25 protein-coding genes are annotated in these 24881 nt (G+C 43.8%); 23 read left to right on the plus strand and 2 right to left on the minus strand.

Translation table 11 applies throughout. From position 1 onward, the window contains the following. Positions 1–33: 33 nt before the first annotated feature. The 8 genes from BM243_RS11130 to BM243_RS11165 all read left to right on the plus strand — a co-directional run bounded on the left by BM243_RS11130 (position 34) and on the right by BM243_RS11165 (position 6354). The gene (locus BM243_RS11130) at positions 34–972 is read left to right on the plus strand and encodes an FMN-binding protein (RefSeq protein ID WP_074912431.1); all 939 of its coding nucleotides are present in this window, start codon (positions 34–36) and stop codon (positions 970–972) included. Between the two features lie 247 nt (positions 973–1219). Further along, positions 1220–2287: a 16S rRNA (cytosine(1402)-N(4))-methyltransferase RsmH gene (gene rsmH / locus BM243_RS11135; RefSeq protein ID WP_074912432.1), complete on the plus strand. Its 1068-nt coding sequence runs from the start codon at positions 1220–1222 to the stop codon at positions 2285–2287. A gap of 233 nt (positions 2288–2520) precedes the next feature. Then, positions 2521–3516: a hypothetical protein gene (locus BM243_RS11140; protein WP_074912433.1), complete on the plus strand. Its 996-nt coding sequence runs from the start codon at positions 2521–2523 to the stop codon at positions 3514–3516. Between the two features lie 21 nt (positions 3517–3537). Then, positions 3538–4140: a hypothetical protein gene (locus BM243_RS11145; protein WP_074912434.1), complete on the plus strand. Its 603-nt coding sequence runs from the start codon at positions 3538–3540 to the stop codon at positions 4138–4140. A gap of 140 nt (positions 4141–4280) precedes the next feature. Then, positions 4281–4628, plus strand: coding sequence for a PadR family transcriptional regulator (locus BM243_RS11150; RefSeq protein ID WP_074912435.1), 348 nt, complete (start codon positions 4281–4283; stop codon positions 4626–4628). Further along, positions 4612–5322 (plus strand): permease prefix domain 1-containing protein, encoded by a 711-nt coding sequence (locus tag BM243_RS11155; protein WP_074912436.1) that lies wholly within the window; start codon positions 4612–4614, stop codon positions 5320–5322. Before BM243_RS11150 ends, BM243_RS11155 begins: the two co-directional genes overlap by 17 nt. Further along, positions 5315–5848 carry a hypothetical protein gene (locus BM243_RS11160; protein ID WP_083422768.1) on the plus strand — a complete coding sequence of 178 codons (534 nt, stop codon included), beginning with the start codon at positions 5315–5317 and terminating at the stop codon, positions 5846–5848. The genes BM243_RS11155 and BM243_RS11160 overlap by 8 nt, the downstream gene beginning before the upstream one ends. Before the next feature lie 20 nt (positions 5849–5868). Then, positions 5869–6354 carry an NUDIX hydrolase gene (locus BM243_RS11165; protein WP_074912438.1) on the plus strand — a complete coding sequence of 162 codons (486 nt, stop codon included), beginning with the start codon at positions 5869–5871 and terminating at the stop codon, positions 6352–6354. A gap of 308 nt (positions 6355–6662) precedes the next feature. Here BM243_RS11165 and BM243_RS11170 read toward each other — a convergent pair whose 3' ends face one another. Both BM243_RS11170 and BM243_RS11175 read right to left on the minus strand, forming a co-directional pair. Then, on the minus strand, positions 6663–7214 hold the full coding sequence (locus BM243_RS11170) for a hypothetical protein (protein WP_074912439.1): 552 nt from the start codon (positions 7212–7214) through the stop codon (positions 6663–6665). A gap of 164 nt (positions 7215–7378) precedes the next feature. Then, a complete protein-coding gene (locus tag BM243_RS11175; RefSeq protein ID WP_074912440.1) occupies positions 7379–8005 on the minus strand; it encodes a TetR/AcrR family transcriptional regulator in 627 nt (208 codons plus the stop codon). 743 nt (positions 8006–8748) lie between these two features. Between BM243_RS11175 and eutB the strand changes: the two genes are divergently transcribed. From eutB to BM243_RS11250, 15 genes are all read left to right on the plus strand, one after another. Next, positions 8749–10113 carry an ethanolamine ammonia-lyase subunit EutB gene (gene eutB, locus BM243_RS11180; protein WP_074912441.1) on the plus strand — a complete coding sequence of 455 codons (1365 nt, stop codon included), beginning with the start codon at positions 8749–8751 and terminating at the stop codon, positions 10111–10113. Between the two features lie 12 nt (positions 10114–10125). After that, positions 10126–11040 carry an ethanolamine ammonia-lyase subunit EutC gene (gene eutC, locus BM243_RS11185; protein WP_074912442.1) on the plus strand — a complete coding sequence of 305 codons (915 nt, stop codon included), beginning with the start codon at positions 10126–10128 and terminating at the stop codon, positions 11038–11040. 423 nt (positions 11041–11463) lie between these two features. After that, positions 11464–12033 (plus strand): citrate lyase holo-[acyl-carrier protein] synthase, encoded by a 570-nt coding sequence (gene citX, locus BM243_RS11190; RefSeq protein ID WP_074912443.1) that lies wholly within the window; start codon positions 11464–11466, stop codon positions 12031–12033. Positions 12034–12079: 46 nt separating this feature from the next. Further along, positions 12080–13696 carry a phosphoenolpyruvate--protein phosphotransferase gene (gene ptsP, locus BM243_RS11195; protein ID WP_074912444.1) on the plus strand — a complete coding sequence of 539 codons (1617 nt, stop codon included), beginning with the start codon at positions 12080–12082 and terminating at the stop codon, positions 13694–13696. Positions 13697–14275: 579 nt separating this feature from the next. Next, complete coding sequence (locus BM243_RS11200) at positions 14276–14464, plus strand: Flp family type IVb pilin (protein WP_074912445.1); 189 nt, start codon at positions 14276–14278, stop codon at positions 14462–14464. Positions 14465–14539: 75 nt separating this feature from the next. Continuing rightward, positions 14540–15109, plus strand: coding sequence for an A24 family peptidase (locus BM243_RS11205; protein ID WP_074912446.1), 570 nt, complete (start codon positions 14540–14542; stop codon positions 15107–15109). 20 nt (positions 15110–15129) lie between these two features. Then, positions 15130–15543: a TadE/TadG family type IV pilus assembly protein gene (locus BM243_RS11210; protein ID WP_074912447.1), complete on the plus strand. Its 414-nt coding sequence runs from the start codon at positions 15130–15132 to the stop codon at positions 15541–15543. A 15-nt stretch (positions 15544–15558) separates the two neighbouring features. Beyond that, positions 15559–16698 (plus strand): pilus assembly protein TadG-related protein, encoded by a 1140-nt coding sequence (locus BM243_RS11215; RefSeq protein WP_074912448.1) that lies wholly within the window; start codon positions 15559–15561, stop codon positions 16696–16698. Positions 16699–16787: 89 nt separating this feature from the next. Next, on the plus strand, positions 16788–17513 hold the full coding sequence (cpaB, locus tag BM243_RS11220; protein WP_074912449.1) for a Flp pilus assembly protein CpaB: 726 nt from the start codon (positions 16788–16790) through the stop codon (positions 17511–17513). Then, entirely contained in the window at positions 17514–18677 is a 1164-nt protein-coding gene (locus tag BM243_RS11225) for a CpaE/TadZ family protein (RefSeq protein ID WP_074912450.1), read from the plus strand. It abuts the gene before it with no gap. A gap of 34 nt (positions 18678–18711) precedes the next feature. Beyond that, positions 18712–20088, plus strand: a complete 1377-nt coding sequence (locus BM243_RS11230; RefSeq protein ID WP_143093585.1) for a TadA family conjugal transfer-associated ATPase — start codon at positions 18712–18714, stop codon at positions 20086–20088. 5 nt (positions 20089–20093) lie between these two features. Then, a complete protein-coding gene (locus tag BM243_RS11235; protein ID WP_074912451.1) occupies positions 20094–21059 on the plus strand; it encodes a type II secretion system F family protein in 966 nt (321 codons plus the stop codon). A 12-nt stretch (positions 21060–21071) separates the two neighbouring features. Continuing rightward, positions 21072–21995, plus strand: a complete 924-nt coding sequence (locus BM243_RS11240; protein ID WP_074912452.1) for a type II secretion system F family protein — start codon at positions 21072–21074, stop codon at positions 21993–21995. 5 nt (positions 21996–22000) lie between these two features. Beyond that, a complete protein-coding gene (locus tag BM243_RS11245; RefSeq protein WP_074912453.1) occupies positions 22001–24523 on the plus strand; it encodes a vWA domain-containing protein in 2523 nt (840 codons plus the stop codon). Next, on the plus strand, positions 24520–24864 hold the full coding sequence (locus BM243_RS11250; protein WP_074912454.1) for a DUF192 domain-containing protein: 345 nt from the start codon (positions 24520–24522) through the stop codon (positions 24862–24864). Before BM243_RS11245 ends, BM243_RS11250 begins: the two co-directional genes overlap by 4 nt. Positions 24865–24881 lie beyond the last annotated feature (17 nt).

Here is a 24881-nt window from a genome sequence, read left to right on the forward strand (position 1 = left end):
AGATCAAAATAAAACAAATAAGGGGTACAGAATATGAACAAAAACATCAGCAACCTTCTTAAAGGAATCACTGCTCTTGGCCTTGTGCTGACTCTTTCCGGATGTGCAGCAAAGGAAGCGCCACAGGTTGAAACACCAGCAGAAACTCCTCAGGAAGAGGAAAAAGTGGAAGCTTCCGAATGGAGCATCCAGCCAAAGCTTGGCATCACCAAGGGAGACTACTTCCGTGTAGAAGAACGTTTCAGACAGGGTCACTTAGGGATTCTTGAAGTGGTCATGAATGGAGATGAGATGGTTCTTGTGGAGTTCAATGAAATGACAAGAGCGAACTATTACAACAGATTTTATCAGAATGTGCCAAAGCGTACATCAGAATACAACTATGACATGAAGGCCGTAAAGGGCGCTGCTTGGATTGAGAGCGTTCTTCTGGTGGAAAAGCAGATGATGGAATCCCAGAGCCTCACTGGAGAGTTTGAAGTGGTTTCAGGAGCTTCCAACAGCATCAACCAGTCCATGCTTCCTCTGGCAGAAAAGCTGTCTGCACTGATGGCTGAACCTGCCACTGAAAAGTACTATGAGATCTCTGAAGAACTGAGCGGTGGACTTACAGGCCGTCTTCAGGTGACCCTGAAAGACAAGAAGATCACCTCTGTCAGATACGATGAGATTTTTGCAGATGCAGCGAAAGACATTGAAGCTCCAGCTCAGAAAATGTACTATGGTCTTTCCAAATATGGTTCTGTACAGTACGATGAGCCATCCAGAATCGGATTCAATGTCCAGATGGATGCGCTGAATGCAAAGGTAGTGGACACTCAGGATCTTCTGGATCTAAGTGAGCTTCCAGCCATCGATGAATCCGGAAACTACGCTTCCAGTGGATTCACCGTGAGAAACGGAGCTTGGGATAACTACCTGAAACTAGCAAACACCCTTCTTACAGAAATGAAGGCAGATGGAAATTTCTAACAGCTCTCTATAGCTTGACTACACAAAAATGCATGGATGAAAATCTGTGCATTTTTTGTTTTTCAGGGAAAGGTCTGAGAAGGAAGATGAGACCTGTTTCAATGAGGACTGAATTCTTATAGCTTACAAAACACTGAAAATAAGGTAGTATGGGTAGTAAAGAATAGTTTTAAAGGAGGAGAAGAAGGAAAAAGGCAGAGCCCATCTTTTTAATGAGTTTACCTAGGAAGTACTTCTTACATAGAACATGGACGAGAAGAAAAGTGTAGAGCAGACAGAGATCAAACATAAAAGAAGAAAAAGATACAGCGGGACCCATCCGAAGAAGTTTGAGGAAAAGTATAAAGAGCTTCAGCCGGAGAAGTATCAGGATACCGTGAAGAAGGTCATGGAGAAGGGGAGCACACCAGCAGGGATGCACCGGTCCATCTGTGTGGAGGAGATTCTGGAGTTTCTCAACATCCAGCCAGGCCAGACGGGGCTTGATGCGACCTTAGGCTATGGCGGTCACACAAAAGAAATGGCAGCGAAGCTTCAGGGGAAAGGGCATCTCTATTCTTTGGATGTGGATCCCATAGAGCTTCCGAAAACAAGAGAAAGACTGGCCGCCCAAGGATTTGGACCGGAGATTCTCACCATCCTTCAAAGAAACTTTGCTGAGATTGATGAGGTGGCAAAAGAGTCAGGACCTCTTGATTTTGTCCTGGCGGATCTTGGGGTGTCTTCCATGCAGATCGACAATCCGGAGAGAGGATTCTCCTTCAAGGTGGATGGACCATTGGACCTGAGACTGGATCCGAAGAAAGGTGTTTCTGGAGCGGAGCGGCTGAAATCCCTCACAGAAGAAGAGCTAGAGGGGATGTTCATCGAGAATGCTGATGAGCCTTATGCAGATGTTATAGCAAAGGCCATTACCAAGTACAATAAGAAGGGCATCGAAATTTCCACCACCACCATGCTGCGGGAGATCATCTCTGAGGCGCTGCAGTTCATTCCCGAAAAAACGAGAAAAGACGACATCAAGAAGTCCTGTCAGAGATGTTTCCAGGCATTGAGAATTGATGTGAACAGCGAGTTTGAAGTGCTCTTTGAGTTTTTGGAGAAGCTTCCCCATGTGCTGGCACCGGGCGGACGTGTCGCCATTCTTACCTTCCATTCCGGGGAAGACCGGCTTGTGAAGAAAGCGTTCAAGCATTATCAAAGGGAAGGCATTTACAGTGATGTGGCCAAGAGTCCCATCAGACCTTCGGATGAGGAAATCAGAAGCAACGGCAGGGCAAGATCAGCAAAGCTCAGGTGGGCGGTTAAAGCCTAAAGGATGAAAGCTTGCAGTTCTCTAATAGATCTGACCCTACTTTATGGACATTCAAGGAAGAGATATGAAATTGAAAGGCTCTGGCGGTTTTGCTGGAGCTTTTTTCATTGGTTGAAAAACGAATGTGGTAATTATTAAAGATGAACACTCTAACATCTGTACGGTTTTCGGGACAATGAAAGTGCTACAGTGTACGTATAGAACTATATGAATCAATAATGGGGGAATGTAAAATGAAAAAAACCTGGATTGCTGTAGTGCTTTTGTCTATTCTTGCACTCTCTGGGTGCGGTTCCAGTGTAGAATCTGTGAAGAAAACCGATGGAGATGTGCCGGTGAAGAAGGAAGAACCTGTGGATGCCCCGGAAGATGCTGTGGATGAACAGGATGAAGATGTTGTGTATACCATTGGAGACCGGATCGCTTTTGATGACCAGTATGCATTGACCATTGTCAGTGTGAAGGAAACGGAGGAGCGCAACGAGTTCTCGGAGAAAGAGGTGGAGCAGGTGCTTCTCATTGAGTATCTTTATGAGAATCTTCGCAGCGAGGATGAAATCTATATTTCTGATATGGAGTTCAAGATGGTGGATGAAGGGGGTAACATGATGGACACGTATCCAGTAGATTCTGGATTCAGTCCGGAATATACGCCAATGGGAGCGAAAACCCTTGCTTCCTTCGCTGTAGGTACCACCGAAAAAAGCAGCAAGATTCAGGTCCATTATTATGACAACTTCTTTTCATCCCAGTCCGATTGTGTGTTTTCCCTGCAAGTAGGCAGTGAGGCTGAAGTGAATCTGAACGGGACATTGCCAGAGTATGAGAATACCTTTGCTGTGGGAGAGACCATTGAAATTACCACAGAAGACGGTGTATATACCGTGACCATAGATTCGGTTGAAAAAACCTCTGAGAGAAATGAGTATGAAGTGAAGAACCCAGAGGCTGTTTACAAGATTGCTTACAGCTATGCCAATGTGAGTATGGAGGAACCGGTGTACATTTCAGAGTACTCCTTCACCCTCATTGATGAACAGGGAAATACAGGATATGTGTATCCCAACTTCTCAGATGAATATCCCACTGAGACAATCAAGGGCGCAAAGAGCAGAGCAGTGATGTTCTTTGGCACGCACAAGGACAGTAGAAGCCTTGTATTGGCGTTCAAGGACAATATGTTTAATACGAATTCTGATTTCTATATCAGAGCAGACAATTTGAATTAAGTAAAAATTGGAGGAGATGAAATGAAAAGGAAGATCATTGCAGGGTTTATGCTGCTGCTTCTTGCATTCAGTTTTGGATGCTCAAAGAAAGATGAAGTGAAGGAACCTCAAGAGGGGTCACCGGTAGGGACAGACGGAGAGGAAGAAGAATCAGCTGGACCTAATGTGGACAAGAATCTTCTCAGTGTTGAGGTGACTTTGCCTCCTGACATGGCTGGGGATCTCAGCGGCTTTGACAGAGAAGTGTATCTGAAAGAGAACCCGGATTTTTCTGATGCTAAGGTCATGGAGGATGGTTCTCTTTGGATCAAGATGTCCCGAGATAAGCATAAAGAGATGATGGAAGAGATGTCAGAAAGCATCAAAGAAACTTTCAATGAACTCATTGAAGGAGAAGATACGCCGTATATCAAAGACATCAGAACAAGCAATGGATACAAAGAAGTAGAAGTGTATGTGGACCGGGCAGGATATGAGAATGCATTTGATTTTTCTGGGTTAACGATTCTTCTATCTGTAGGATTTTATCAGACATTCCAGGGGGAAGAAGTGGAGCTTCACCTAAAATATATGGATGCCGATACCGAAGAGATCATCCAAGAAAGTTTCCTTCCAGAAGAATAGCCTAGTTATAATGAAGTCCGCTGGCGAAGGCTGGCGGATTTTTTTACGTGGTAAAATGGAAAAGTTCCTCATTGACATACCTCGAAGTTCAAGGTATTCTAATCATAGAAGGTCTAGGTATAAAGAAAGGAGGATTTCTTATGAATTTTGATAAAAATCTATTGGGTGGAACCACGGCGCTGCTCCTTTTGTCTCTTCTTTCCAGTCAGGATATGTATGGCTATGAGATCATCAAGGAGCTGGAGCTTCGCTCGGACAGCTCTTTCCAGTTCAAAGAGGGAACGCTCTATCCAGTGCTGCATAAGATGGAGAATATGGGATGGCTGAAGTCCTATCTGTCCAAAGGGGATGCGGGAAGAGAAAGGAAGTATTATCAGATCACGGTGAGAGGAAAAAAACAGCTGGCTCTTGAAAAAGAGCAGTGGAATGTCTTTACCGAGTCTGTGGAAAAGGTTGTTTTTGGGGGGCAGTATGAGCTGGCAAGATAAAGAGAGCTATCTGAAAGAGGTGCTTTCTCAGGTGAAGTTCTCGTTTGATCATGAGTTTATTAAGAAAGAGCTCAGAAGTCATCTGGAGGAGCGCGTGGAAGACTATATATCAGAAGGCTACACTCCTAAAGAAGCTGAGAAAATGGCTTTGGAGAATTTTGGGGATCCCAAGGAAATCGGAAAAGCGCTCAATAAGGAGCATAATCCTATCATCGGTTGGATTCTGTATATTTCGAACGTATTGCTTTTTGTAGGAAGCCTCTATTTGATCTTTACGATTATGGTTCCTTTTGGCATGTCTTTTTTTGGTCGGAATCCATCCAAGACCATTCCCAAAGAAAATATTCTTTATTCCATTGAAGTGAATGAGAAGAGAAAGATTGATGACCGTATCATCAAAGTGGAAGAAATCATCTATGAAATAAATGGAAATCTCCATATCATCTACAGCGATGTGGATACTAGGCTTTTTGGGGGAGGTTGGTCCTTTGGAAATTTGGGTATTATCACGGATGATACTGGAAAAGATTTTTTTGATGGTTCAGGATTTTCTACCGGAGGGATTTTTTCTAAAAGCTTACGGACGATTCATGATTTCCCAGAAGAAGCAAAGATGCTTAATATAGAATATGACTACTACAACAGATATTATAAGTTCGAAATCCCTCTACAGGCAGGTGGTGCTCATGAATAGAAAACAGAAGATTATTAGAAATACTGTACTTCTTATGGCGTTTTCCTTTCTCTTTATCACAACAAGCAATCTTTACTTGGATCCTTTAGCCGCCCATAAGGCTTCTGAGAGAAGTATTCACTATGGACCTTCAGAAGTTCTCCATATAGAGAGCTTTCCAGGTGGTAAATATTATCTTGGAAAATATGAACAATGGATCTCCTGTAATACGGTTAATAGAGCCTTAGGTATATTCTGGCGATTCGGGAGCCAGGTAACTGGCATTGAGGTAAATGAAGAAAAACCGATTTCTTATACCTGGTCTAGCTCAGATAATAGAAAAAAAGTTTATGGTATCGTCAATGATAAGAGCATAGATAGACTGGAAATATATTTAACTGAAGGGATAGTGCTCACACAAGAAAAGTTCTATGGAGATATGTTTCTTTTAACTTGGGAAAGTGAGGGAGAATTTCAAAAGATTGTAAGCTATGATCGCCTAGGTGCTGTTGTTTTTGAGGAAGAAAGCATAGAATATAGGCCATAGATATTAATGAGGTGAAGTATATGGAACTTTGGGACGCGTATGATCAGGATGGAAGAAGAGCGGATAGAGATCTCATCCGTGGGGAGCCCATTCCTTATGGGTTATATCATCTAGTATCCGAGATGCTTGTGAGGCATGTGGATGGAGACTATCTTCTCGTGCAGCGGGACTTTCAGAAGGAAGGATATCCCGGGTGGATGGAAGCGACGGCAGGGGGAAGTGCCCTAAAGGGAGAAACACCGGTGGAAGCAGCCAAGCGGGAGCTTCAAGAAGAAACTGGCCTAACAGGGATTTCATTTCAGGAAATTGGAAAGACATACACAGAGAATACGATATTTATTAGTTATCTGGTCATTACAGATTGTGACAAGACCTCTGTAAAGCTTCAGGAAGGGGAGACTATTGGATACCAATGGTTAAGAGAAGAGGAGTTTCTCAGGTTTTTGAACTCTTCAGAAGCGATTCCGCCACAGAAGGAAAGATTGATAGAGTACCTTAATGTTTAAGCTGTGAAGGGTAAAATGATACAAAAAGGTAAGAAAGACCGAGCTCTCTTTGGTAAGGAGAGAGTACGGTCTTTCTTTGTTTTTATCTATATGAGTGCAGAGAACGTGTACTTGGACTAGAGTTCTATATACATCAGAAAACAAGATCATTTCTCAAAAACTGCTTTCAGCTTCACCTCAAGGGATTCATGAGTGGAGTTAACTATTAGAAATGATTAAGTGGATGCGGTGAATGACAAGGCAATGTTTGACCATAAATCATTTTCAATCAGCAAATACTATGAGGCCAAACCAGAATCAATGGAAAATTAAGGATTCCCAGTATGATTTACAGAAAAACAGTAGACTACCTTTAACATATAGAGTAAATAAATTAGGGTAAGGGGTAAGGGAAGGGCAATGTCACTTAAGATGAAGATGATAATAGCCATTGCACAAAGAGCTCCTGCTAACAAACGGTGGTAAACCTTCTCTCTTAGAATATTTATCAGAGATGCACTTGCAATGGTATACGACCAAATTATGAAAGCTATAAAAAAGTGACTTTGTAGAACTGCTGCTAAAATAAGTGGTTGAATGTGAACAGCAATGAAAATCCATCTGCTTTTAGGACGGTAGTTGTAATATTCATTGGTACCTGTACTGAGATTGGCGACTACGCCTCCAGAGATATCAAAAAATAAAAGCCATAAGACTAAAGTTTGATACCATTTTAGCTGCAGCCAATAAGAAGAAGTGGATAAGAAGGTTAGTAGTGTTGCTGTTGCTGCAAAAACTACAATTATGATGAACTCGGTTCGTTGTTGTTGGATGCCAAACAGCTCATGAAGGAACTTTGGAATGCGTATAGATGTTTTCATGTTAAAGTACTCCTTTGGAACTAAAATAGCTTTTTTCCACCATACATTAATATGTGCTTAGCTGTATAGGGCTAATAGAGAGAAAAGGGTACTAATGCATTCTTGTTGTTTCTGTGTCATGTTACAAGCAACCATGCAAAGTGTATTGCTTCCTTTTGTAGCAATTAGCCCTGCTGAACTGAAGAGCAGAAGTCTTTGTGATAAGGTTTCATGAGTATTCGTAGTTTATTTCTGACAGTGTTTTCAAATTCAACGAATGGTATAGTCTCATTAAAAATGTATAACAGATATTCTGTAGCAACAGTTGAATAAAACACTTCTGCAAGCAACTGTGGGGTCATTTCACTTTGCTCAAAGGCTAATGAGACTTTCATATATTCTTCCGCTTTTTTTATATAGGACATGTCCAGAGCTAGCAGCTTATGGAGTAGCGTGTTGTTCTTCTTGGACAACTTCATAGCCGAAATCATGATGTCCATAACGAACTGTTTTGGGATGCGATTCAGATTTCTCAAGGGAATCATGAAAATATCTATGATTTTGTCTGAAGGATGAATAGACGATGGAGTCTCTGTGAAGTCGGACCGTGATGATAAGTCTTCAAAGACTGCCATTAAGATATCATCTTTTGTTGCAAAATAGTTGAAAACTGTCCCTTCAGCTATGTTACACCGCTGAGCTATTGTTTTTGTGTTTGTTTTAGCATAACCAAAATCATTAAAAAGCTTCATTGACTCTTTTATGATGGCAGCTCTGGTTTCCGATTTGTTTTCTGGAGTAATCCTTGCCATAATTATACCTCTCCCTCAATATGAGTGCACTCATATTATATCATGTCATGAAATGTGGGTAAACTCCTATTATTCACGGGGGCACAGTTCTGTTATGCTGTTATATGCCATGATCCACTAGTGCTAGCATTTTTTTTGAGAAGTGATGGGGAAAGAAAGTTTAAAGAAAGAAGCCGGTTTTACTCTTATGACTAAAAATCTATTCAAGAATGGACTCTGTTTTTAATAGATACTGTATTATGGAGATTTATGTCACATCTGATGTACGCGAGGAACGTAAGGATGACAAGTGGCTCAGCGTAATACTGCAGAAGGATTAGAAGAAGTTTGAAGAAAGAGTAAGAATAACTTGTATAATAGCAGGATAGGAGCACCTTCGAGTGCTCTTTTATAGTGCGTAAAGATGCTCTAACACCCATAACAGAGCATCGTAAACGACTTCAACAATTTATTGACAGAAAATTCAATCATTGCTACAATAGCGACATAACATAGAAAACTTGGCACGGAGATAGATGGTATATAGAAAATATGCTCATCTATTCGTAAGTTGTTCTTTTAAAGAGGTGTAAAGTCTTATTCTATGTTGTTTTCCGTTGTTTTGTACCAGGTGAATAATAAAGGCAGTCTAAAGAGTACGGGTGGGTATTCTTTACTATACTGCCGCCTCATGTGCAGGAGCTAAAGTACACGCTAACCGGAAGGCCATGATTCCGGTTAAGTATCATGTAAAGGAGCGCAGCATGAAACTCAAAACAATTGTCAACGGAAAAGTATACCAGTTTAAAGATGTGAAAGACGTGCTGGCCAAGGCTAATGAGCCCAAGGCCGGTGACAGGTTGCAGAAGATTGCAGCCAGTGATGAAACAGAAAGAGTAGCGGCCAAGGTCGTGCTGTCGGAGATGCTGGTGGAGGATCTTGTGGAGAATCCAACAGTGCCCTATGAAAAAGATGAAGTCACCAGAGTGAATCTGGATGGCATGAACAAAAAGACCTATGAGAGAATCCGAAGAATGTCCATAGGAAACTTACGGGAACTCATTCTGGACCATAAGACCACCAACGATGATCTGAAGAGAATCTCCAGAGGCATCAGTGGAGAAGTGGCAGCAGGGGTAGCAAAGCTTATGAGTTCCATGGACCTGGTCTATGGTGCCAGCAAAATCCATAAAATCACCAGATGCAACACAGAGATCGGTCACCCGGGGACCCTGTCCTACCGCATTCAGGCCAACAGCACCACAGACAATCCGGAAACCATCATCTTAGGAGTGATGGAAGGGATTTCCTTCGGTTCTGGAGATGCCTGCATCGGGATCAATCCTGTGGAGGATAACTTTGAAAGCACCAACCGTATTGCACAGAAAGTCTTTGAGTTTGTGAAAAAATACGATGTGCCAACGCAGATTACAGTGCTGTCCCATATCACGACCCAGATGGATGCCATGAGAAGAGGCACACCTCTTTCCATGATCTTCCAGTCCATAGCAGGAACCGAGAAGACCAACGACAGCTTCGGTGTCACAAAAAAACTCATACAGGAAGCCTATCAGGTGGCTTTTGAGTTTGGCATCAGTTCCGGACCGAACCTTCTATATTTTGAAACCGGTCAAGGCTCAGAAGTGTCTGTGGATGCTGATGAAGGCGTTGATGAGATGACCTTGGAAGCCAGAACCTACGGCTTTGCCAGATATTTTGATCCATTCATGGTGAACAATGTCAGTGGATTCATTGGACCGGAGACCATCTATGATGGCAAGGAAATGATCCGGGCAAACCTGGAAGACCATTTCATGGGAAAACTCATGGGACTGCCCATGGGCATGGCCCCTTGCTTCACAAATCATACCCCAATCAATATGGACGATCAGCAGATCGGTACCATGCTTCTTACCATGGCAGGTGCAAATTTCTTCATGGGTATACCCCATGGGGATGATGTCATGCTTGCCTATCAGGACACCAGTTTTCATGATGATGCCTGTCTTCGGGAGCTCATGGGGAAAAAACCCGCACCGGAGTTCCACAGATGGCTCATGAAAAAAGGACTCATGGATGAACTTGGAAAGCTTACTGCTTTGGCAGGCGACGCTTCCATCTTCTTGTAGGAGGCGATGAACATGAATGATGATCAGCTGAAAAGAATTGTTGAAGAAGTTTTGGAAACCATGAAGAAAAGTGAAGAAAGCCTCAGAAAGAGCACACCTCTGGAAGAAGAGCCAAAAGCTGTAGAATCAGGAAAAGCACCTCAAGGTACCGTGGTGGAAGACGATGTGATTCCGGATATCCTTCTGGATGACTATACTTCCTATCTGGACTTTGAGAATCCTGTGAATGGGCCAGAGTTTTTAAGAATCAAAAAGAAGACCGATGCCAGAATGGGCCTTGGAAGATGCGGCCCTAGATATCGAACGAAAGCCTACTTAAGAATGCTCATGGACCATGCAGGGGCTTATGACGCTGCTTTATCAGAAGCACCGGAGGACATCGCCAAAGACCTTCGGATGGTCATGGTAAAAACCCAGTGCCAAGATAAGGATGAATATCTGTCAAGACCGGACCTGGGCAGGATGTTTGATGAAGAGACGAAGAAGCATATTTTAGAAAGCTGCATCAAAAATGCAGATGTGCAGATCATCCTCTCGGAAGGACTTTCCAGCACAGCCATGGAGAAAAACACTTCCAGCGTCTATCAGGCTCTTGTACAAGGGCTGAAGATCGAGGGACTGACAAGTGGCGCACCTTTATACGTGAAGTATGCAAGAGTCCCTGCCATGGATGTCATTACAGAGCTTCTCCAGCCGAAGGTAACCATCATGCTCATTGGAGAAAGGCCAGGTCTTTCGACCTTTGCCTCCATGAGTGCATATCTTTCCTATAAAGGGAAAGTAGGTATGCCGGAGTCTCTTCGAAATGTCATCTCGAATATCCATGAGAATGGGATCAATCCTTCTGAGGCAGGAGCTCATCTGGCCAGCGTCGTAAAAAGAATGATGGAGCAGAAGATCTCAGGCACAGAGTTCAAGATGGTATAGTTTTTGATTTACAGAGTCAGAGGAAAACTTCTGATTCTGTTTTTTTGTGCAGCTGATTTTTTTAAGGTGAGTGGAAAAATCCGAACTGTGGTTTTCTCCCGTTCGTGTTTTTCTATCTGGGAGAAGGGAATCGATGCTTTTCGCAGGAAATTTGTCATTTTTCAAGAGAAATGAGGTTAAAAATTGCAGTTTTTTTGAAACATTTCTTGATTCCCGTCCCTTTCTCCTATAAACTATGAGTAGATGAATATGTAGTTGAAAAACTAAAATCACCGGGGGGAACGATTTAGTTCCTTTTGGTGATTTCTTTTTTTTCAATTTCTTTCTGTCAGTTGAGTAAAAAACCTGTGATATAATGAAGTAAACGGTTGTGTTTTTTTCTTGTGTCACGTTTCGCACTAAGAGGGCAAGGAGAGGAACCATTTGGAGAAGCCAAGAACAAAAGAAATGCCTGCACTAAAGAGAATGACAAAAGAAGGATATGAGGAACTCGTACGATATCAGGAGAAGAAATGCACCATCATCGAAAACCTTCATAAGGTGCATATGTATCCTGTGCTGACGGTCCGGGCAAACTATCCCGGCGTGGAGAAGAACAACGACATCACAAGACTCATTAATGCAGAAATCTCAAAAACCATTGGAGAAATTTTCAAAGAGAAGATACTCATCCATGAAGTCTATGAGACTCCAGAAGGACCCACCATGTTCTATGTGGTGAAAGGTGATGCCAGAACCTTGAAGGAGAATTCCATCTTCATTGAACAGCAGCATGATCTGGGACGGTTTGTGGACATTGATGTTTATGATACCGATGAAGACTATGCGGTGGGGAGGATCGAACTTTCCTATGAACCGAGAAAGTGTTTTCTCTGTGACAGAGCGGCCAAGGTTTGTGCCAAAGAGAAGAGTCATCCGGTGGGAGAACTGGTGGCTTATATGGAAGAGATGGTTTCACAGTATCTGGAAGACCACGATTTGACATTGAAGTAAGAGAACCAAAAATCATATTGCAATACGAATATATTGGAGGGGTAAAATGAAAATCGGAATACCGGCGTCAAGAGGCTATGCCATCGGACAAGCATTTATCAAGAAACATGTGGAGCTGAACATCACGGAGGAGAAGGTCCAGGATGTGGCCAAGGAGAAGGATCTTTTAAGAAAGGCCTGCGAAAAGTCCAAGGTCCAGCTGGAGAAAATCAAGAAGAAAGCACTGGATTCCATGGGAGAAGAAAAAGCCATGGTCTTTGATGCGCATCTGATGCTTTTTGATGATCCTGAGTTTATCGGAGCCATCGAAGGAGAAATCGAGAACAACGGTCTTAATGCGCTGAAAGCAGCAAGTGATGTGAGCAGCAGCTATGTGGCGATCTTCGAATCCATGGAAGATGAGTATATGAGAGAACGTGCTGCGGACATCAAGGACGTGGCCAAGAGACTGATGAACAATCTTGCGGGCATTGAGGACAGCTTTGATATTGAAGAAACCAATACCATTGTCATTGCCCATGATCTGACACCTTCTGATACAGCGCAGCTGGATAAGGAAAAAGTCATTGCCTTCCTGACTAATATCGGTGGAAGAACCTCCCATAGCGCCATTATGGCGAGAACTCTCGAGATTCCTGCGGTGGTGGGTCTTCATGACATCACAGAATCTGTTCAGAATGGGGATATCCTCATTGTGGATGGAATTGAAGGAAGAGTCATCATTGATCCGGACCATGAAACTGTAACAAAGTATGTGGCCCTTCAGGAAGCCTACAATCAGGAAAAGGAAGAACTGAAGAAGCTGGTGGACGTAAAGGCAAAGACCAAGTCCGGCAAGCGCATTGAAGTGGCAGGAAATATCGGAAAGCCTGAGGATGTCCATAAGGTTCTGGAAAATGGAGCGGACGGCATTGGTCTCTTCCGTACAGAGTTCCTCTATATGGATAGAGATGATATGCCAACAGAAGAAGAACAGTTTGGATCCTATAAGTATGTGCTGGAGAAGATGGAAGGAAAGCCTGTGGTCATCAGAACCCTGGACATTGGTGGAGACAAGCAGCTGCCTTACCTGGCAATGCCTAATGAGATGAATCCATTCCTTGGTTACCGTGCCATCAGACTGTGTCTGGACCGTACAGATCTTTTCAAGATTCAGCTGAGAGCGCTTTTAAGAGCATCCGTTTATGGAAACCTCAAGGTGATGTTCCCTATGGTGTCTTCCTTAAGTGAGTTCCAGAAATCCAAGGAACTGGTGGAAGAATGCACTGTGGAGCTGAAGGCGGAAGGGCACGATGTTTCTGAATCCATCGAGTGGGGCATCATGGTGGAAATCCCAGCCGCTGCTGTCATGGCAGATGAACTGGCAAAGCATGTGGATTTCTTCTCCATCGGCACCAACGACCTGATTCAGTATACTTTAGCTGCGGACCGTATGAGTGAGAAGGTTTCTTACCTTTACGATCCAATGCATCCAGCGGTGCTGAGACTGATCAAGATGACCATTGATGGAGCTCATTCCCAGGGGAAATGGTGTGGTATGTGTGGAGAAATGGCAGGAGATGAGACTGCAATTCCAACACTTGTGGAGTATGGTCTGGATGAATTCTCCATGTCTGCTTCCTCCATCTTAAGAGCAAAGCAGGTTATACTAGAACAGGAATAAAAGCAAAAGAATCAATATCATAGACAGTAGAAGTCAGTATATCCGCTGGCTTCTTCTTTTTTTGTCTTTTCTGGCGGAAAATTATAGTGGAAAATCAATGAGATTTAGAAAAGAGAGGGCTATTCTTCGGGTATCGTAGAAAATCTGCGGGTGGTGATAGCAGATAGACATAAAATGATTGAATATTCTAACGGGGACATTGATAAGATAGTGAAAAGGATAAGGGTTTATAGCTTTGATTTCAAGGGTCTTTACTGCAGGCTTTATAGATTGTTTATAGAACATCAATTATCAGAATTATTGTGAAATAACCTATGGCGATTTAAAAAAATTAGCGAATAGTTACAGTTGTTTAAATATTTAATATAATTAATTCTAAAATTATACAGTAGTGTATAATTTTAATAATTTGAGGAATTTTTAAGTTTTTATGTCGATTAAGGCTATTTTATTTAGTTTTAACTTAAGAAAATAGAATAATTCATAGAAAATCAATTGACAAAATAATCAGACGAGTTTAGAATGAGGTATATAAAAAACATTTCTGTTTACTTATCTTATTTAAAAGGAGAGAGAACGATGGATCTATTGAAAAGACTTTGGAAAGAAGAAGAGGGGCAAGGCTTAGTTGAATATGGACTCATTCTGCTACTGATGGTAGTTATCGCAGTAGCTGTTGTTGGTATTTTTGGTGATGAGATTCAAGGAATTTACGAGAGAATAAGAGATAATATCCAAGGTGCACCAAATTTAGAATCTGGTGCTTGAAGCTGATGTATAACTAATCATTGTAAAGCCCCCCTCATCAGGGGGGCTTTACTACACTAGAAGGCGGTGGTACACATGGCGGAAACAATCTTCACAGTTCTGTTATTTCTTTTACTCGTCATGAGTGTTTACCATGACTATCGGACTCAGAAGATTCCCAATAAGATTACGGTTCCAGCCATAGCAGCAGGAGTGATTCTTTCAACAGTTTATTCTGGTGTTTCTGGGTTATGGTCAAGTCTTTTGGGGTTTATCGTTGGTTTTCTTATTTTTCTTCTCCCTTTTATCTTAGGAGGAATGGGAGCGGGAGATGTGAAGCTCATGGCAGCCATAGGGGCGGTCATGGGAGCAAGGTTTGTGTTCTTGACTTTTATCTATACTGCCATTGTCGGTGGGATCATTGCCATTGGATATGGGATCTATAAAAGAGGGTTAGGTACATCATTCAAACTTTTTGGAGGCTTTCTCATAAGTCCGCTATTGAAATTTCTTTATCGGTTGACGGGACAACACAAAATTATTGAATGGTACGGAGCGATGAAGAAGAATGAAGCAAGTACTAATAAGCTCTATATTCCCTATGCAATTCCCATTTCCATAGGTGCTACTTTGGTCTATACCAATTGGATTCCCAGTTTTTTTTGAACCGAATGAGGTGAAAGGTTATGTTAAGAAGATGGAAGAGAATGAAAGAGGAAGATGGCCAGGGAATTGCAGAGTTTGCCATCGCAATTCCTTTGGTTTTATTTGTTCTTCTTGGCATTCTAGAATTCGGATGGCTCTTTAATGCGAAGATTACACTGACCAGTGCGGCCCGTGAAGGTGCACGTGTTGCGGTAGTGTCTACCATAGATCAGAGAAACCGTGCCTACATCGCATCCTCTGAAGCGGTGGCAGGTGTGAGCGGAATCACAATTCCTAATGATAGTACACACTTTAAGTATTCGACCAATGATGAGATCATCAACAATACCAATAATGCGATTGTTGAAATTAAAGGATTGGTTCAGCCACTGGTGGGATTGTTCTTCAATGGACCGGTGGAGATTCAAGCCAAAGCCGTTATGAGAATTGAGTAAAGGAGGAGAATGGAAATGCTGCTAAAAAGGCTGTTTCGGGATGAAAAAGGTGCAGCGGGTATTTTTATGCTTCTCTTTCTGTTTATGGTAATTCTAGGATTTTCGGCCATTGTTGTAGATGCAGGAATGCTGTATACAAGCAGGAGGCAGATGGTAACAGCGGCTGATGCAGGAGCTCTTGCAGGAGCCAGAGAAATGGAAAAAACCATGGGTGTTACAGATGCTTTGGTTTTGGCTGGTATTAAATCTGAGGCCATTAGAATCGCAAAAGAAACGGCAATCAGCAATGGGGCCGAGGGAGTTCCTTTTGTAGAAATCAAGAAAATGAATATCACCCTTGAAAATGGATCAAGTGATTATCGTGATGTCATCGTAGTATCCCCGCAGAAAAATGACAGTTTGTTTTTTGCGAGACTCCTTGGGTTCAACAACCAGGATGTCAGCGCCAGTGCAGTTGCTACCTGGGGCTATGTCAAAAAGACCGCCGGTGGACATATTCTTCCTATTTATCTGACAAGAGAATCTTATGAGGTTGGCAGAGATTATCTGCACAGTGAGAAAATCACCGTCAATGGAGTGGAGTATCCTAATAATACAGGATACATTTATCTGGATCCTGCATGGAATGGTCAGAATGTCATCAACAGTGCCCTCGCTGGTAACTCCAGTAAAATTACCATGTTCATTGACCAAGAGTTTGAAGGAAAGCCCGGACAGGCGAATTCACTCATAGGCTCCGTAGAAGATAGAATGAAAAAAGCAAATAGTCTCCCATCACAATTAGAGCGAGAAAGGTTTATGTATGGGCTGATTCCAATAGCAGACTTTGTGAGGTCCCAAGGTAATACACTGTACTTTGAGATCAAAGAGTTTGCTGTATATGAAATATTGGATATCATCGTGGACGGATCAAAGAACAATAAAGATGCAGTGGGGTCAGAGCATGCACTCCTTGGTCCGAATTACACATCACTAGGATCTGGAAACGCAAGATCCTATCCAATAACGCCCGAGGGTGTGGACTATCCAAAAGGTACGATACTTGGACGAATGACTGGGGAGGTTAGACAATTGGAAGTGATTATTGTCAGCGGAGATCAATTGTTTAATCCAGTGGAGCCTGATGCTGCAAAATACAGTAAACTTGTGAAATAAGCTTGTGGTTCATCTGCCTGGAGGGGTGTTCCTCGTAGCGCGGATGGACCCTTTTTATGTTTTAGTGGATGAAAGAGAGGGGAGAAACTGTGAAACTGAAAAAACGTGTCCTGGTCATTGCAGTGCTTTTGGCACTTATCACGGTGGTGCTGCTTTATAACTACATCTCAGGGATTGAAGAGCCTCCACCACCGGAGATCAAAACAGCTGCTGTCATTACAGCCATCAATACCATTCCGGAAAACACCAGAATCACAGAGGAAATGCTTCAGGTGACGAACATTCCAGAAGGTGCTTTGCATCCAGATGCCGTAAAAGATGCAGCGGAGATTGTGGGCTTCATTACAAAATCAGAAATCATCACAGGAGAGCAGGTGCTGAAAAGTAGGATTGCCTTCGATCAGGAAGGTACAGAACTTGCCTATTTAATTCCTGAAAACATGAGAGCGCTGACGCTGGCCATTGGAGAAGTGTCTGGCGTAGCAGGTTATATCTCCGTAGGAGATAAGGTGGACATCCTTGCCACATATACGGAGCCAGGTATTAATCCAACACCCCTTACCATCACCCAGTTTCAGAATATTGAAATCATCAAAAAAGGCATTAATCCGCAAAACAGTCCGGAAGCTTTAGCAGCCAATGGTGGCCTCACAAGCAGTCTGACGCTCCTGGTGACCCCGGAGCAGGCAGAAGTGCTGGTTTTTGCCAGCCAGTTCGGGGCCCTCAACATGACCCTTAGAAATCCCCTGGATGGTGAGACGGTGAACCTGACTCAGTTTGGCATTGATAACTTTGCAGAATGGAGGTCGAGGTAAGTGGATACCATTAAAGTACTCATTTTAAGTACCAATTTGGAAGAAAAATTTGAGATAGAAAATATTCTTACCAATGTGGACTACATCTCCATCGCAAGAGATGCAGATACCATGGAGGATGCTTTGGCCATTATCGATGTGGAGAATGTGGATGTGGTTCTGGTCTCTTCCAACTACAATGGAGACGGATACGACTTTTGCGAACGTGTCACCACAGAGTATATGGACAAAGCGGTGATTATTATTGAATCAGAAGTCCATGAAGACATCATGCACCGGGCACTTTTTTCAGGCGCAAAGGATGTGGTATTAGTACCGATTAAGCCTAATAAGCTGGTGGACTCTATCTATCAGGCCAATAAGCTCACCAGAAAGAGAATGGAATTTCAGAAGGTGACACCAGCCAAGCAGAGGAAATCAACAGGGTATGGGCAGATTTTCACCCTCTTCAGCACCAAAGGTGGTGTGGGAAAAACTTTTCTCTCCACAAACCTTGCGGTTTCCCTTGCGAAAAATACGGGGAAGAAAGTAGCCTTGGTGGATTTTGATCTGGATTTTGGCAGCATTGCGCTGGCGATGAACCTGACACCACGCTATACCATTTCAGACGTGGTGGATGACATCCGGAACCTGGATCCGGAATACCTGAATACCTACATGACAAGTCATGAGTCCGGGGTCAAAGTGCTTGCGGCAAATATCGAGCCGAGAATGAATGAATTCATCAATGCAGAACATATTCAGCTGATTCTGAAGAACCTTCAACTGGCCTATGATTATGTCATTGTGGATATGCCCTCCAGATTCTATGACCCAGTGAATCCGGCCTTTGTGTTTGCGGAGAAGGTTTTTCTTCTGACGACCCCTGAAGTGGCAACAGTGAGAAATGTCAAAGGAGCCATCGCCACTTTTGTGGACTTCAACTTTCCAAAATCTAAAATTTCTGTACTACTCAACAAGCAGAGCAGAAGAAGTGAAATCAGACCAAAGGATATTGAAAAAACACTGGGCTATGAAATTCAGTATGTGGTACCCGCAGACTATAAGAAAGCAACTTCAACGCTGAATCAAGGGATTCCTTATGTTACGAAGCATCCCAGAGGTTCCATCACAAGATCCATCAGCAAAATGGTGAAGACCATTGGAGATGGTAAAGAGTCCTAACAGCAAAGTCAGAGGAAGAGAGAGGTGACGACAAATGATGCTGAACAGTTTTGGATTAAACAATCAGGATGCGAAAAAGGATCAGCAGGAAGAACAAAGCGAAAAAAAGAAAAAAGAGATAGAGGAGTTTTCAACACTTGTACTGGAAGCAGTCATCGATGATGTGGTGATGAATCCGGACAGCAAGCTTGAAGAGCAGGAAAAAATCATCAAGGAGCAGATTGGCGCTTCCATCAATGACCTTTCCACCCGTCATAGAAAGCACTGGCTCATCAGTGACAAACAGAAAATCACAAAGTATGTCATGGATGAAGTCTTTGGATATGGGCCTGTAACGTCCTATCTGCATGACCCATCAGTAACAGAAGTTATGGTCAACGGTCCCAATCATGTATATATTGAACGTTTCGGTAAGATTGAACCTACCACGGTGACTTTCAGAAACGATCAGCATGTGCTCCATACCATCGATAAAATCATTGCACCCTTAGGCAGACGTGTGGATGAAAGCAGTCCTATGGTGGATGCAAGACTCCCGGATGGATCCCGTGTGAATATCATCATTCCACCACTGGCCATAAAAGGCCCCACCATCACCATCCGAAAGTTCTCTACAGATCCCTTTACTTTGGAAGACCTGATCACCTTTGGAACCCTAAATATGGATATGGCGAAGTTTTTACGGGCCAGTGTCCGGGGCAGATGCAATGTCATTGTTTCCGGTGGTACCGGCAGTGGTAAGACGACGCTTCTAAATGTCATTTCGAGTTTTATCCCTCATGATGAACGTATCATCACTGTGGAGGATGCGGCAGAGCTTCAGCTCCAGCAGGAGCATGTGCTGACCTTGGAAAGCCGTCCTGCGAACATTGAAGGAAAAGGAAAAGTCACCATCAGAGACCTGGTGGTCAACACCCTTCGTATGAGACCGGATAGAATCGTTGTAGGTGAGGTCCGTTCGGCAGAAGCGCTGGATATGCTTCAGGCTATGAATACAGGTCATGATGGTTCTCTCACCACCATCCATGCTAATACGCCAAGAGATACGTTGTCCAGATTGGAGACCATGGTCATGATGGCTGGTATGGAGCTTCCTTCCAAAGCCATCCGTGAGCAGATTGCGTCGGCATTGGATCTCATTGTGCAGGTGTCCAGATTTAATGACGGTTCCAGAAAAATCACAAAAGTATCCGAAGTGGTGGGCATGGAAAATGATACCATCACCCTTCAGGACATCTTTGTCTTCCGTCAGGAAGGCTTTGATGAGACAGGGAAGGTCATGGGAAAACACGTGGCTACGGGCATTGTACCGAAGTTCATAGAGAAACTGAAAACCTATGGAGAGAATGTGCCATCGGCCATTTTCAAAAAATATGAGATGCCTCCGGATCCATCTCAGATGAGGAGGTAGTAAGAATGATTTATGCAATCTATGCAGGAGTATTCTTCAGTGTCCTTCTCCTTCTGGTGGGACTGTATCTCCTGTTCTTTGGAAAGTCTGCACAGATTCAGCACCGTATGGAGAAAATCAGAACTTCTGATGTGGAGAATTACGCTGAAGAGCGTGGAGAAAATCAGCAGCTCCCCAGAAACGAGCTCTTTTTGTCGAAGCTTTCAAGAATTGGATTCATTGGGAAAATCTACGATAAGAATAAGGATACCTTGACCAAAGCCCATTTGCCTTTGAAGCCAGAAGAACTTTTTGGTATTTCGGTCCTTTTAAGTGGCGCAGTTGGAATTCTGCTGTACCTCTTGAAAGTTCCGGTGTTTATCGTGATCATCGTTATGCTGATTCTCTATATGATTCCAGGGCTTTATGTAAGAATGGCTAAGGTAAGCAGAGGAAAGAAGCTGAACAATCAGCTTCCGGAGGCTTTATCGATTCTCTCCAATGGACTTCGTGCAGGACTTAGTTTCACCCAGTCCATGCTGGTGGCTGGGAAAGAGATGGAAGACCCCATCGCTTTTGAGTTCAATAAGATCGTCCGGGACAACTCCCTTGGAAAACCCATCGATGAAGCCCTTTCCGATTTTTCCAAGAGAACCGATGATGAAGACATTGACATCTTTGTCACCGCCATCCTCATTCAGCGTCAGGTAGGGGGAAACCTTTCTGAGATTCTGGATGTGCTGGCTAATACCATTAGAGACCGTATTAAGCTACGTGGAGATATTAAGACCATCACCGCTCAGAGTAAGATGTCCGCCGTTGTGGTGGGATCCATTCCCTTTGTGCTGGCAATCATCCTGAATCTCCTCAATCCGGAGTTTATGCTGCCGCTCTTTAACACCCTCATTGGAAATATCCTCATAGGTGTAGTACTGACCATGCAGACCATTGGTGTGCTGATTCTAGTGAAAATCATCAAAGTAAAAATGTAAGGAGGAGACTGTATGGAGCCGCTACTTTATTTACTCACGCTCGTTACTGTAACACTCATCACGGTAGTATTCTATCAGTTCTTCTTTGGAAAAAGAGTTATGGTTTCTGAAAGGCTTCAGTCCATTAAAGCCATAGGCGTGGATTACGAGGAAGATGAACTGAAGACGCCCTTCATTGACCGTGTCATAGCACCTCTGGTGGACCGCATGGCCAAGGCCGTGGGAAGAATGACTCCTTCCGGCATCAAGGACAAGTATGAGACACTGATCATCCAAGCTGGAAAGCAGAAGATCATGAACACCAATAAGCTTCTTCTTCTTCAGCTGGTCAGTGCTGTTATTTTCGGTGGGCTCATGTATGCCGTAACAATTCTTGCAAACCTTCCAGCGCTCTTATTCACAGCAGTGATGGCCTTTATAGGATGGATGCTTCCCTATGTGCAGTACCGGAGCATCGCCAGAAAAAGGCAGGAGGAGATTCAAGTGTCTCTCCCTAGTTTTCTGGATCTTCTCTACGTTTCTGTGGAAGCTGGTCTAGGCTTTGATATGGCCATGAAGCGCTCCGCTGAAAAAATGAAGGGTGCTTTGGCAGAAGAAATCAGAGCGGTTCTAGATGATATTTCAAAAGGTCGTAATCGATCGGAGGCTCTACGTTCTTTATCCAGAAGAACTGGTGTAGAGGATCTCAATACCTTTGTCACAGCAGTGATCCAGGCGGACCAGCTGGGATCAAACATAGCCAATATGCTCCGAGTCCAGTCCATGTCCGCAAGAACAAGAAGAAGACAGCGGATTGAGCAGGCCGTGGCGAAGCTGCCTGTGAAGATGATTTTTCCTCTGGTCTTTTTCTTCCTTCCCGCCATCTTCATCATCATTTTAGGACCGGCACTTCTGAACGTACTGGAGGCACTGAGCGGAACCGATATATTGAGGTAGGTAGTATGAGAAAAAACAAAAAGTCATGGTCACTACTTTTAGCGATCTGTCTTTTTGCTGCGCATCTTCCCCTGGCAAAAGTCCAGGCGGAGGAAAGAGTAAGGCTTGAAAACCTTGCGGTGAGTCTCGTTGTGGATGTATCAGGCAGCATGGGACAGACAGACCCGGAAGGACTACGGGAAACCGCGGCCAAAATGTTCATTGATCTTTTAAGTCCGGAGGATGCCATCGGTGTCATCACCTTCGATGAGAATGTGAGAACTGCGGTTCCTTTCCAGAAGGTGGAAAGCACGGTGAATAAGAATCTCATGAAAAACGCGCTCACTGGAAATCTTCTTCCTGCAGGAGACACGGATTATGTGAAAGCCATGGAAACTGCCCTGACCCAGCTGGAAGAGGTGGAGAACGAAGCCCGGAAAGTCATTCTTTTTGTCACAGACGGAATTCCGGACCCTGACCCCGCAAGGCGAGAAGAGCCTGGTTATATGGAAAACTATATGAACGGCTTATGGAATCTCACAGGAAGGGCAGCGGAAGAGAAGATTCCCATCTATACCGTTGGCTTTGGAGATATTGATCCTTCAATCCTGGAAAGAATGTCTCTGGAAACCTTGGGTGCAGCCACCATGACAGAGGACCCTGGCACATTGGCAGAGGTCTTTTTTGGCATTGTGGAAAGTCTGAAAAACAGGAGTCCTCTCCTGGAAGAAGAGTTTGTCCTTTCAGAAGAAAAGACCATTTCTTTTGAGATGGATCCTTATATCAGCCAGACCACACTGCTTCTTACACAGAATACAGACAATTATCAGGTGGACGTCACAGGGCCTGGAGGAGCGGGCATCACAGAGGGCTTTGCCCTGTATAAAGAAAGGGGATACACCTTGCTGACCCTCAATCAGAAAGAGGAGGAGCAGGTGGGCACTTGGAGTGTCAAACTGACCCCAGCGCCAGGTGAGACTGCGGCTCCCACCATAAAGGCCTTCGGCAGCACGGACTTTTTCTTCAAACTATGGATGGAAGAGCCTGTGATGAATGCGGTACATCCCATGAATGAACCGCTGAGACTCAGCGTGTATTCCAGCACGCCCATTCCCGACACAGCCTCCTTGGAAGCCGTGGTCACCAAAAACGGTGTGAGAAGCCGTACCCCCATTGGGCTGACGTTAGAGAACGATGTCTATGTGGGGACCTTTGAGGACACCAAAGACCATGGATTCTATGAGGTGGAAGTTCTCTTGAAGGAAGAAGGCAAAACCATCGCCACTGCAGGCAGTGCCTTTACTGTGAAGAACGTTCCAGTCATCACATCGGACTATTTTATAGTCAGTGCACTGGAGGTTTTATACTCCTCAAGGATCGTCAGAAGCAGTCTCTCCTCAGGTGGTGTGGATCTTGTTCCAGGAAGAGATCTTCTTCTGGAAGAATATGTGCTTCACCTCACCTTTGAAGATGGCAGTGAGGTTCTTTATGCTTTCAAAGATGATGGAGAGGAGGCTTCCGGGGATCTTCGCGCTGGCGATGGCCTATACAGTACCCGAGTGGCTTTTGAAAAAGAGGGAAAAGTGCATCTTCGCATCGGATTTCGTGGAAGCTACAAAGGGGAACCCTTTGTGCAGGAAAAAGAGCTGGGAGAGGTCAATATAGGCGTACTGAAGGAGATTTCGGTGTCATCAGTTTCTTCTGAGGTTTCCGTGAAATCTGGCGAGTCCGCACTTCTGGAGATTCTACTAAAGAACGACAGCATTTTTCCAGAAACCCTTACGTTCTCTCTGGAAGAAGGAAAAGGAGAAATCTTGAACCCAACCCAGGAGATTGGCGCTCAGGAAGAAAAAAGAATATCGCTGCGGTATAAGCCCCATGAGAATATGAAGGATGAGTCCGTTAATTTAGTAATTTCCGTGCTGGCACAAAGAGAGAACAGGTCTTTGACAGGAACTCCCATCGCTGTTGAAGTGAGGGTGGTGAGCTTTCTTGGGGGGCTGCTACAGAATGTGTCCCCATACAGGTCCCTTCTTCTAAGCCTTCTTGTCGTACTTCTTATTGCGCTTCTTCTATTCTATCTTCTGGGCAGAATTTTTTACGCGGTGCTTGTGATGCCGAAGTATCTTGTCCGTGGAAGCCTTCATTATAAAAAGGACCGGACGTCCTTGGAGGAAGAAGGAGCCCTTCATCTCTCAGACAAAAAGAAAAAAGAGATCATCATAAGTCTTGGTAAAGAGCAGGAGGGAGATTTCTATCTGCCTGCCAAGGGATCTGACTATCAGATGATGCTCATGAAAAAAGCGGAGGACCCTTCCAAAAAGTTCATCGAAGGATATAAGGCTCTTTTGGGGAAAGAGGACACACCGAGGCTTCGTATTCAAGTAACCCAGCCTGGAGTGCTGAGTTTCGATGGGACCATTCTCACCAGAAGAATGCTTTATGATGGGAATGTATTCGAAACGGCAGACTATATTTTCTGGTATGAGGAAGAAGAAGTGAAGAGAAAGACAAAAGCCAAGAATCTTTTGAAGGAGAGTGAAAAATGACGGTGGTTCTTAAAAAGGAAAATGGAGAGGTGCTTCTTGAAAATCTGAAGGAAGCACAAGGTTTTATGGGCCGGTTCAAGGGACTCATGGGAAAGACATCTCTGCCAGATAATGAAGGACTCAGAATCACTCCATGCAACAGCATTCACTGCTTCTTTATGAGAATGAACATCGATGTGCTTTTTCTGGATGAGAATCTCTGTGTTGTTCATACCATCTTTGATATGAAGCCCTGGAGAATCAGTAAGGTGATTAGAGGGGCAAAATCCGTTGTAGAAGCAGAAAGTGGGGTTTTTCAGGGTAAAGTGAAGGTCGGCGACTGTCTGAGCATTGGCACCTGAGTGAGATATTTTGAAAT

The sequence above is a fragment of the Proteiniclasticum ruminis genome (genome assembly GCF_900115135.1).
Lineage (GTDB): Bacteria > Bacillota > Clostridia > Clostridiales > Clostridiaceae > Proteiniclasticum > Proteiniclasticum ruminis_A.

Excerpts from the sequence above, each read along its gene's own strand:
- BM243_RS11165 (WP_074912438.1), top strand. The coding sequence starts at position 5,869 with ATGGAACTTTGGGACGCGTATGATCAGGATGGAAGAAGAGCGGATAGA.
- BM243_RS11160 (WP_083422768.1), top strand. The coding sequence starts at position 5,315 with ATGAATAGAAAACAGAAGATTATTAGAAATACTGTACTTCTTATGGCG.
- BM243_RS11200 (WP_074912445.1), top strand. The coding sequence starts at position 14,276 with ATGGATCTATTGAAAAGACTTTGGAAAGAAGAAGAGGGGCAAGGCTTA.
- BM243_RS11210 (WP_074912447.1), top strand. The coding sequence starts at position 15,130 with ATGTTAAGAAGATGGAAGAGAATGAAAGAGGAAGATGGCCAGGGAATT.
- BM243_RS11215 (WP_074912448.1), top strand. The coding sequence starts at position 15,559 with ATGCTGCTAAAAAGGCTGTTTCGGGATGAAAAAGGTGCAGCGGGTATT.
- BM243_RS11145 (WP_074912434.1), top strand. The coding sequence starts at position 3,538 with ATGAAAAGGAAGATCATTGCAGGGTTTATGCTGCTGCTTCTTGCATTC.
- eutC (WP_074912442.1), top strand. The coding sequence starts at position 10,126 with ATGAATGATGATCAGCTGAAAAGAATTGTTGAAGAAGTTTTGGAAACC.
- BM243_RS11230 (WP_143093585.1), top strand. The coding sequence starts at position 18,712 with ATGATGCTGAACAGTTTTGGATTAAACAATCAGGATGCGAAAAAGGAT.
- BM243_RS11250 (WP_074912454.1), top strand. The coding sequence starts at position 24,520 with ATGACGGTGGTTCTTAAAAAGGAAAATGGAGAGGTGCTTCTTGAAAAT.
- BM243_RS11130 (WP_074912431.1), top strand. The coding sequence starts at position 34 with ATGAACAAAAACATCAGCAACCTTCTTAAAGGAATCACTGCTCTTGGC.
- BM243_RS11245 (WP_074912453.1), top strand. The coding sequence starts at position 22,001 with ATGAGAAAAAACAAAAAGTCATGGTCACTACTTTTAGCGATCTGTCTT.
- eutB (WP_074912441.1), top strand. The coding sequence starts at position 8,749 with ATGAAACTCAAAACAATTGTCAACGGAAAAGTATACCAGTTTAAAGAT.
- ptsP (WP_074912444.1), top strand. The coding sequence starts at position 12,080 with ATGAAAATCGGAATACCGGCGTCAAGAGGCTATGCCATCGGACAAGCA.
- BM243_RS11150 (WP_074912435.1), top strand. The coding sequence starts at position 4,281 with ATGAATTTTGATAAAAATCTATTGGGTGGAACCACGGCGCTGCTCCTT.
- BM243_RS11205 (WP_074912446.1), top strand. The coding sequence starts at position 14,540 with ATGGCGGAAACAATCTTCACAGTTCTGTTATTTCTTTTACTCGTCATG.
- BM243_RS11140 (WP_074912433.1), top strand. The coding sequence starts at position 2,521 with ATGAAAAAAACCTGGATTGCTGTAGTGCTTTTGTCTATTCTTGCACTC.
- BM243_RS11235 (WP_074912451.1), top strand. The coding sequence starts at position 20,094 with ATGATTTATGCAATCTATGCAGGAGTATTCTTCAGTGTCCTTCTCCTT.
- BM243_RS11170 (WP_074912439.1), bottom strand. The coding sequence starts at position 7,214 with ATGAAAACATCTATACGCATTCCAAAGTTCCTTCATGAGCTGTTTGGC.
- BM243_RS11155 (WP_074912436.1), top strand. The coding sequence starts at position 4,612 with ATGAGCTGGCAAGATAAAGAGAGCTATCTGAAAGAGGTGCTTTCTCAG.
- rsmH (WP_074912432.1), top strand. The coding sequence starts at position 1,220 with ATGGACGAGAAGAAAAGTGTAGAGCAGACAGAGATCAAACATAAAAGA.
- BM243_RS11240 (WP_074912452.1), top strand. The coding sequence starts at position 21,072 with ATGGAGCCGCTACTTTATTTACTCACGCTCGTTACTGTAACACTCATC.
- BM243_RS11175 (WP_074912440.1), bottom strand. The coding sequence starts at position 8,005 with ATGGCAAGGATTACTCCAGAAAACAAATCGGAAACCAGAGCTGCCATC.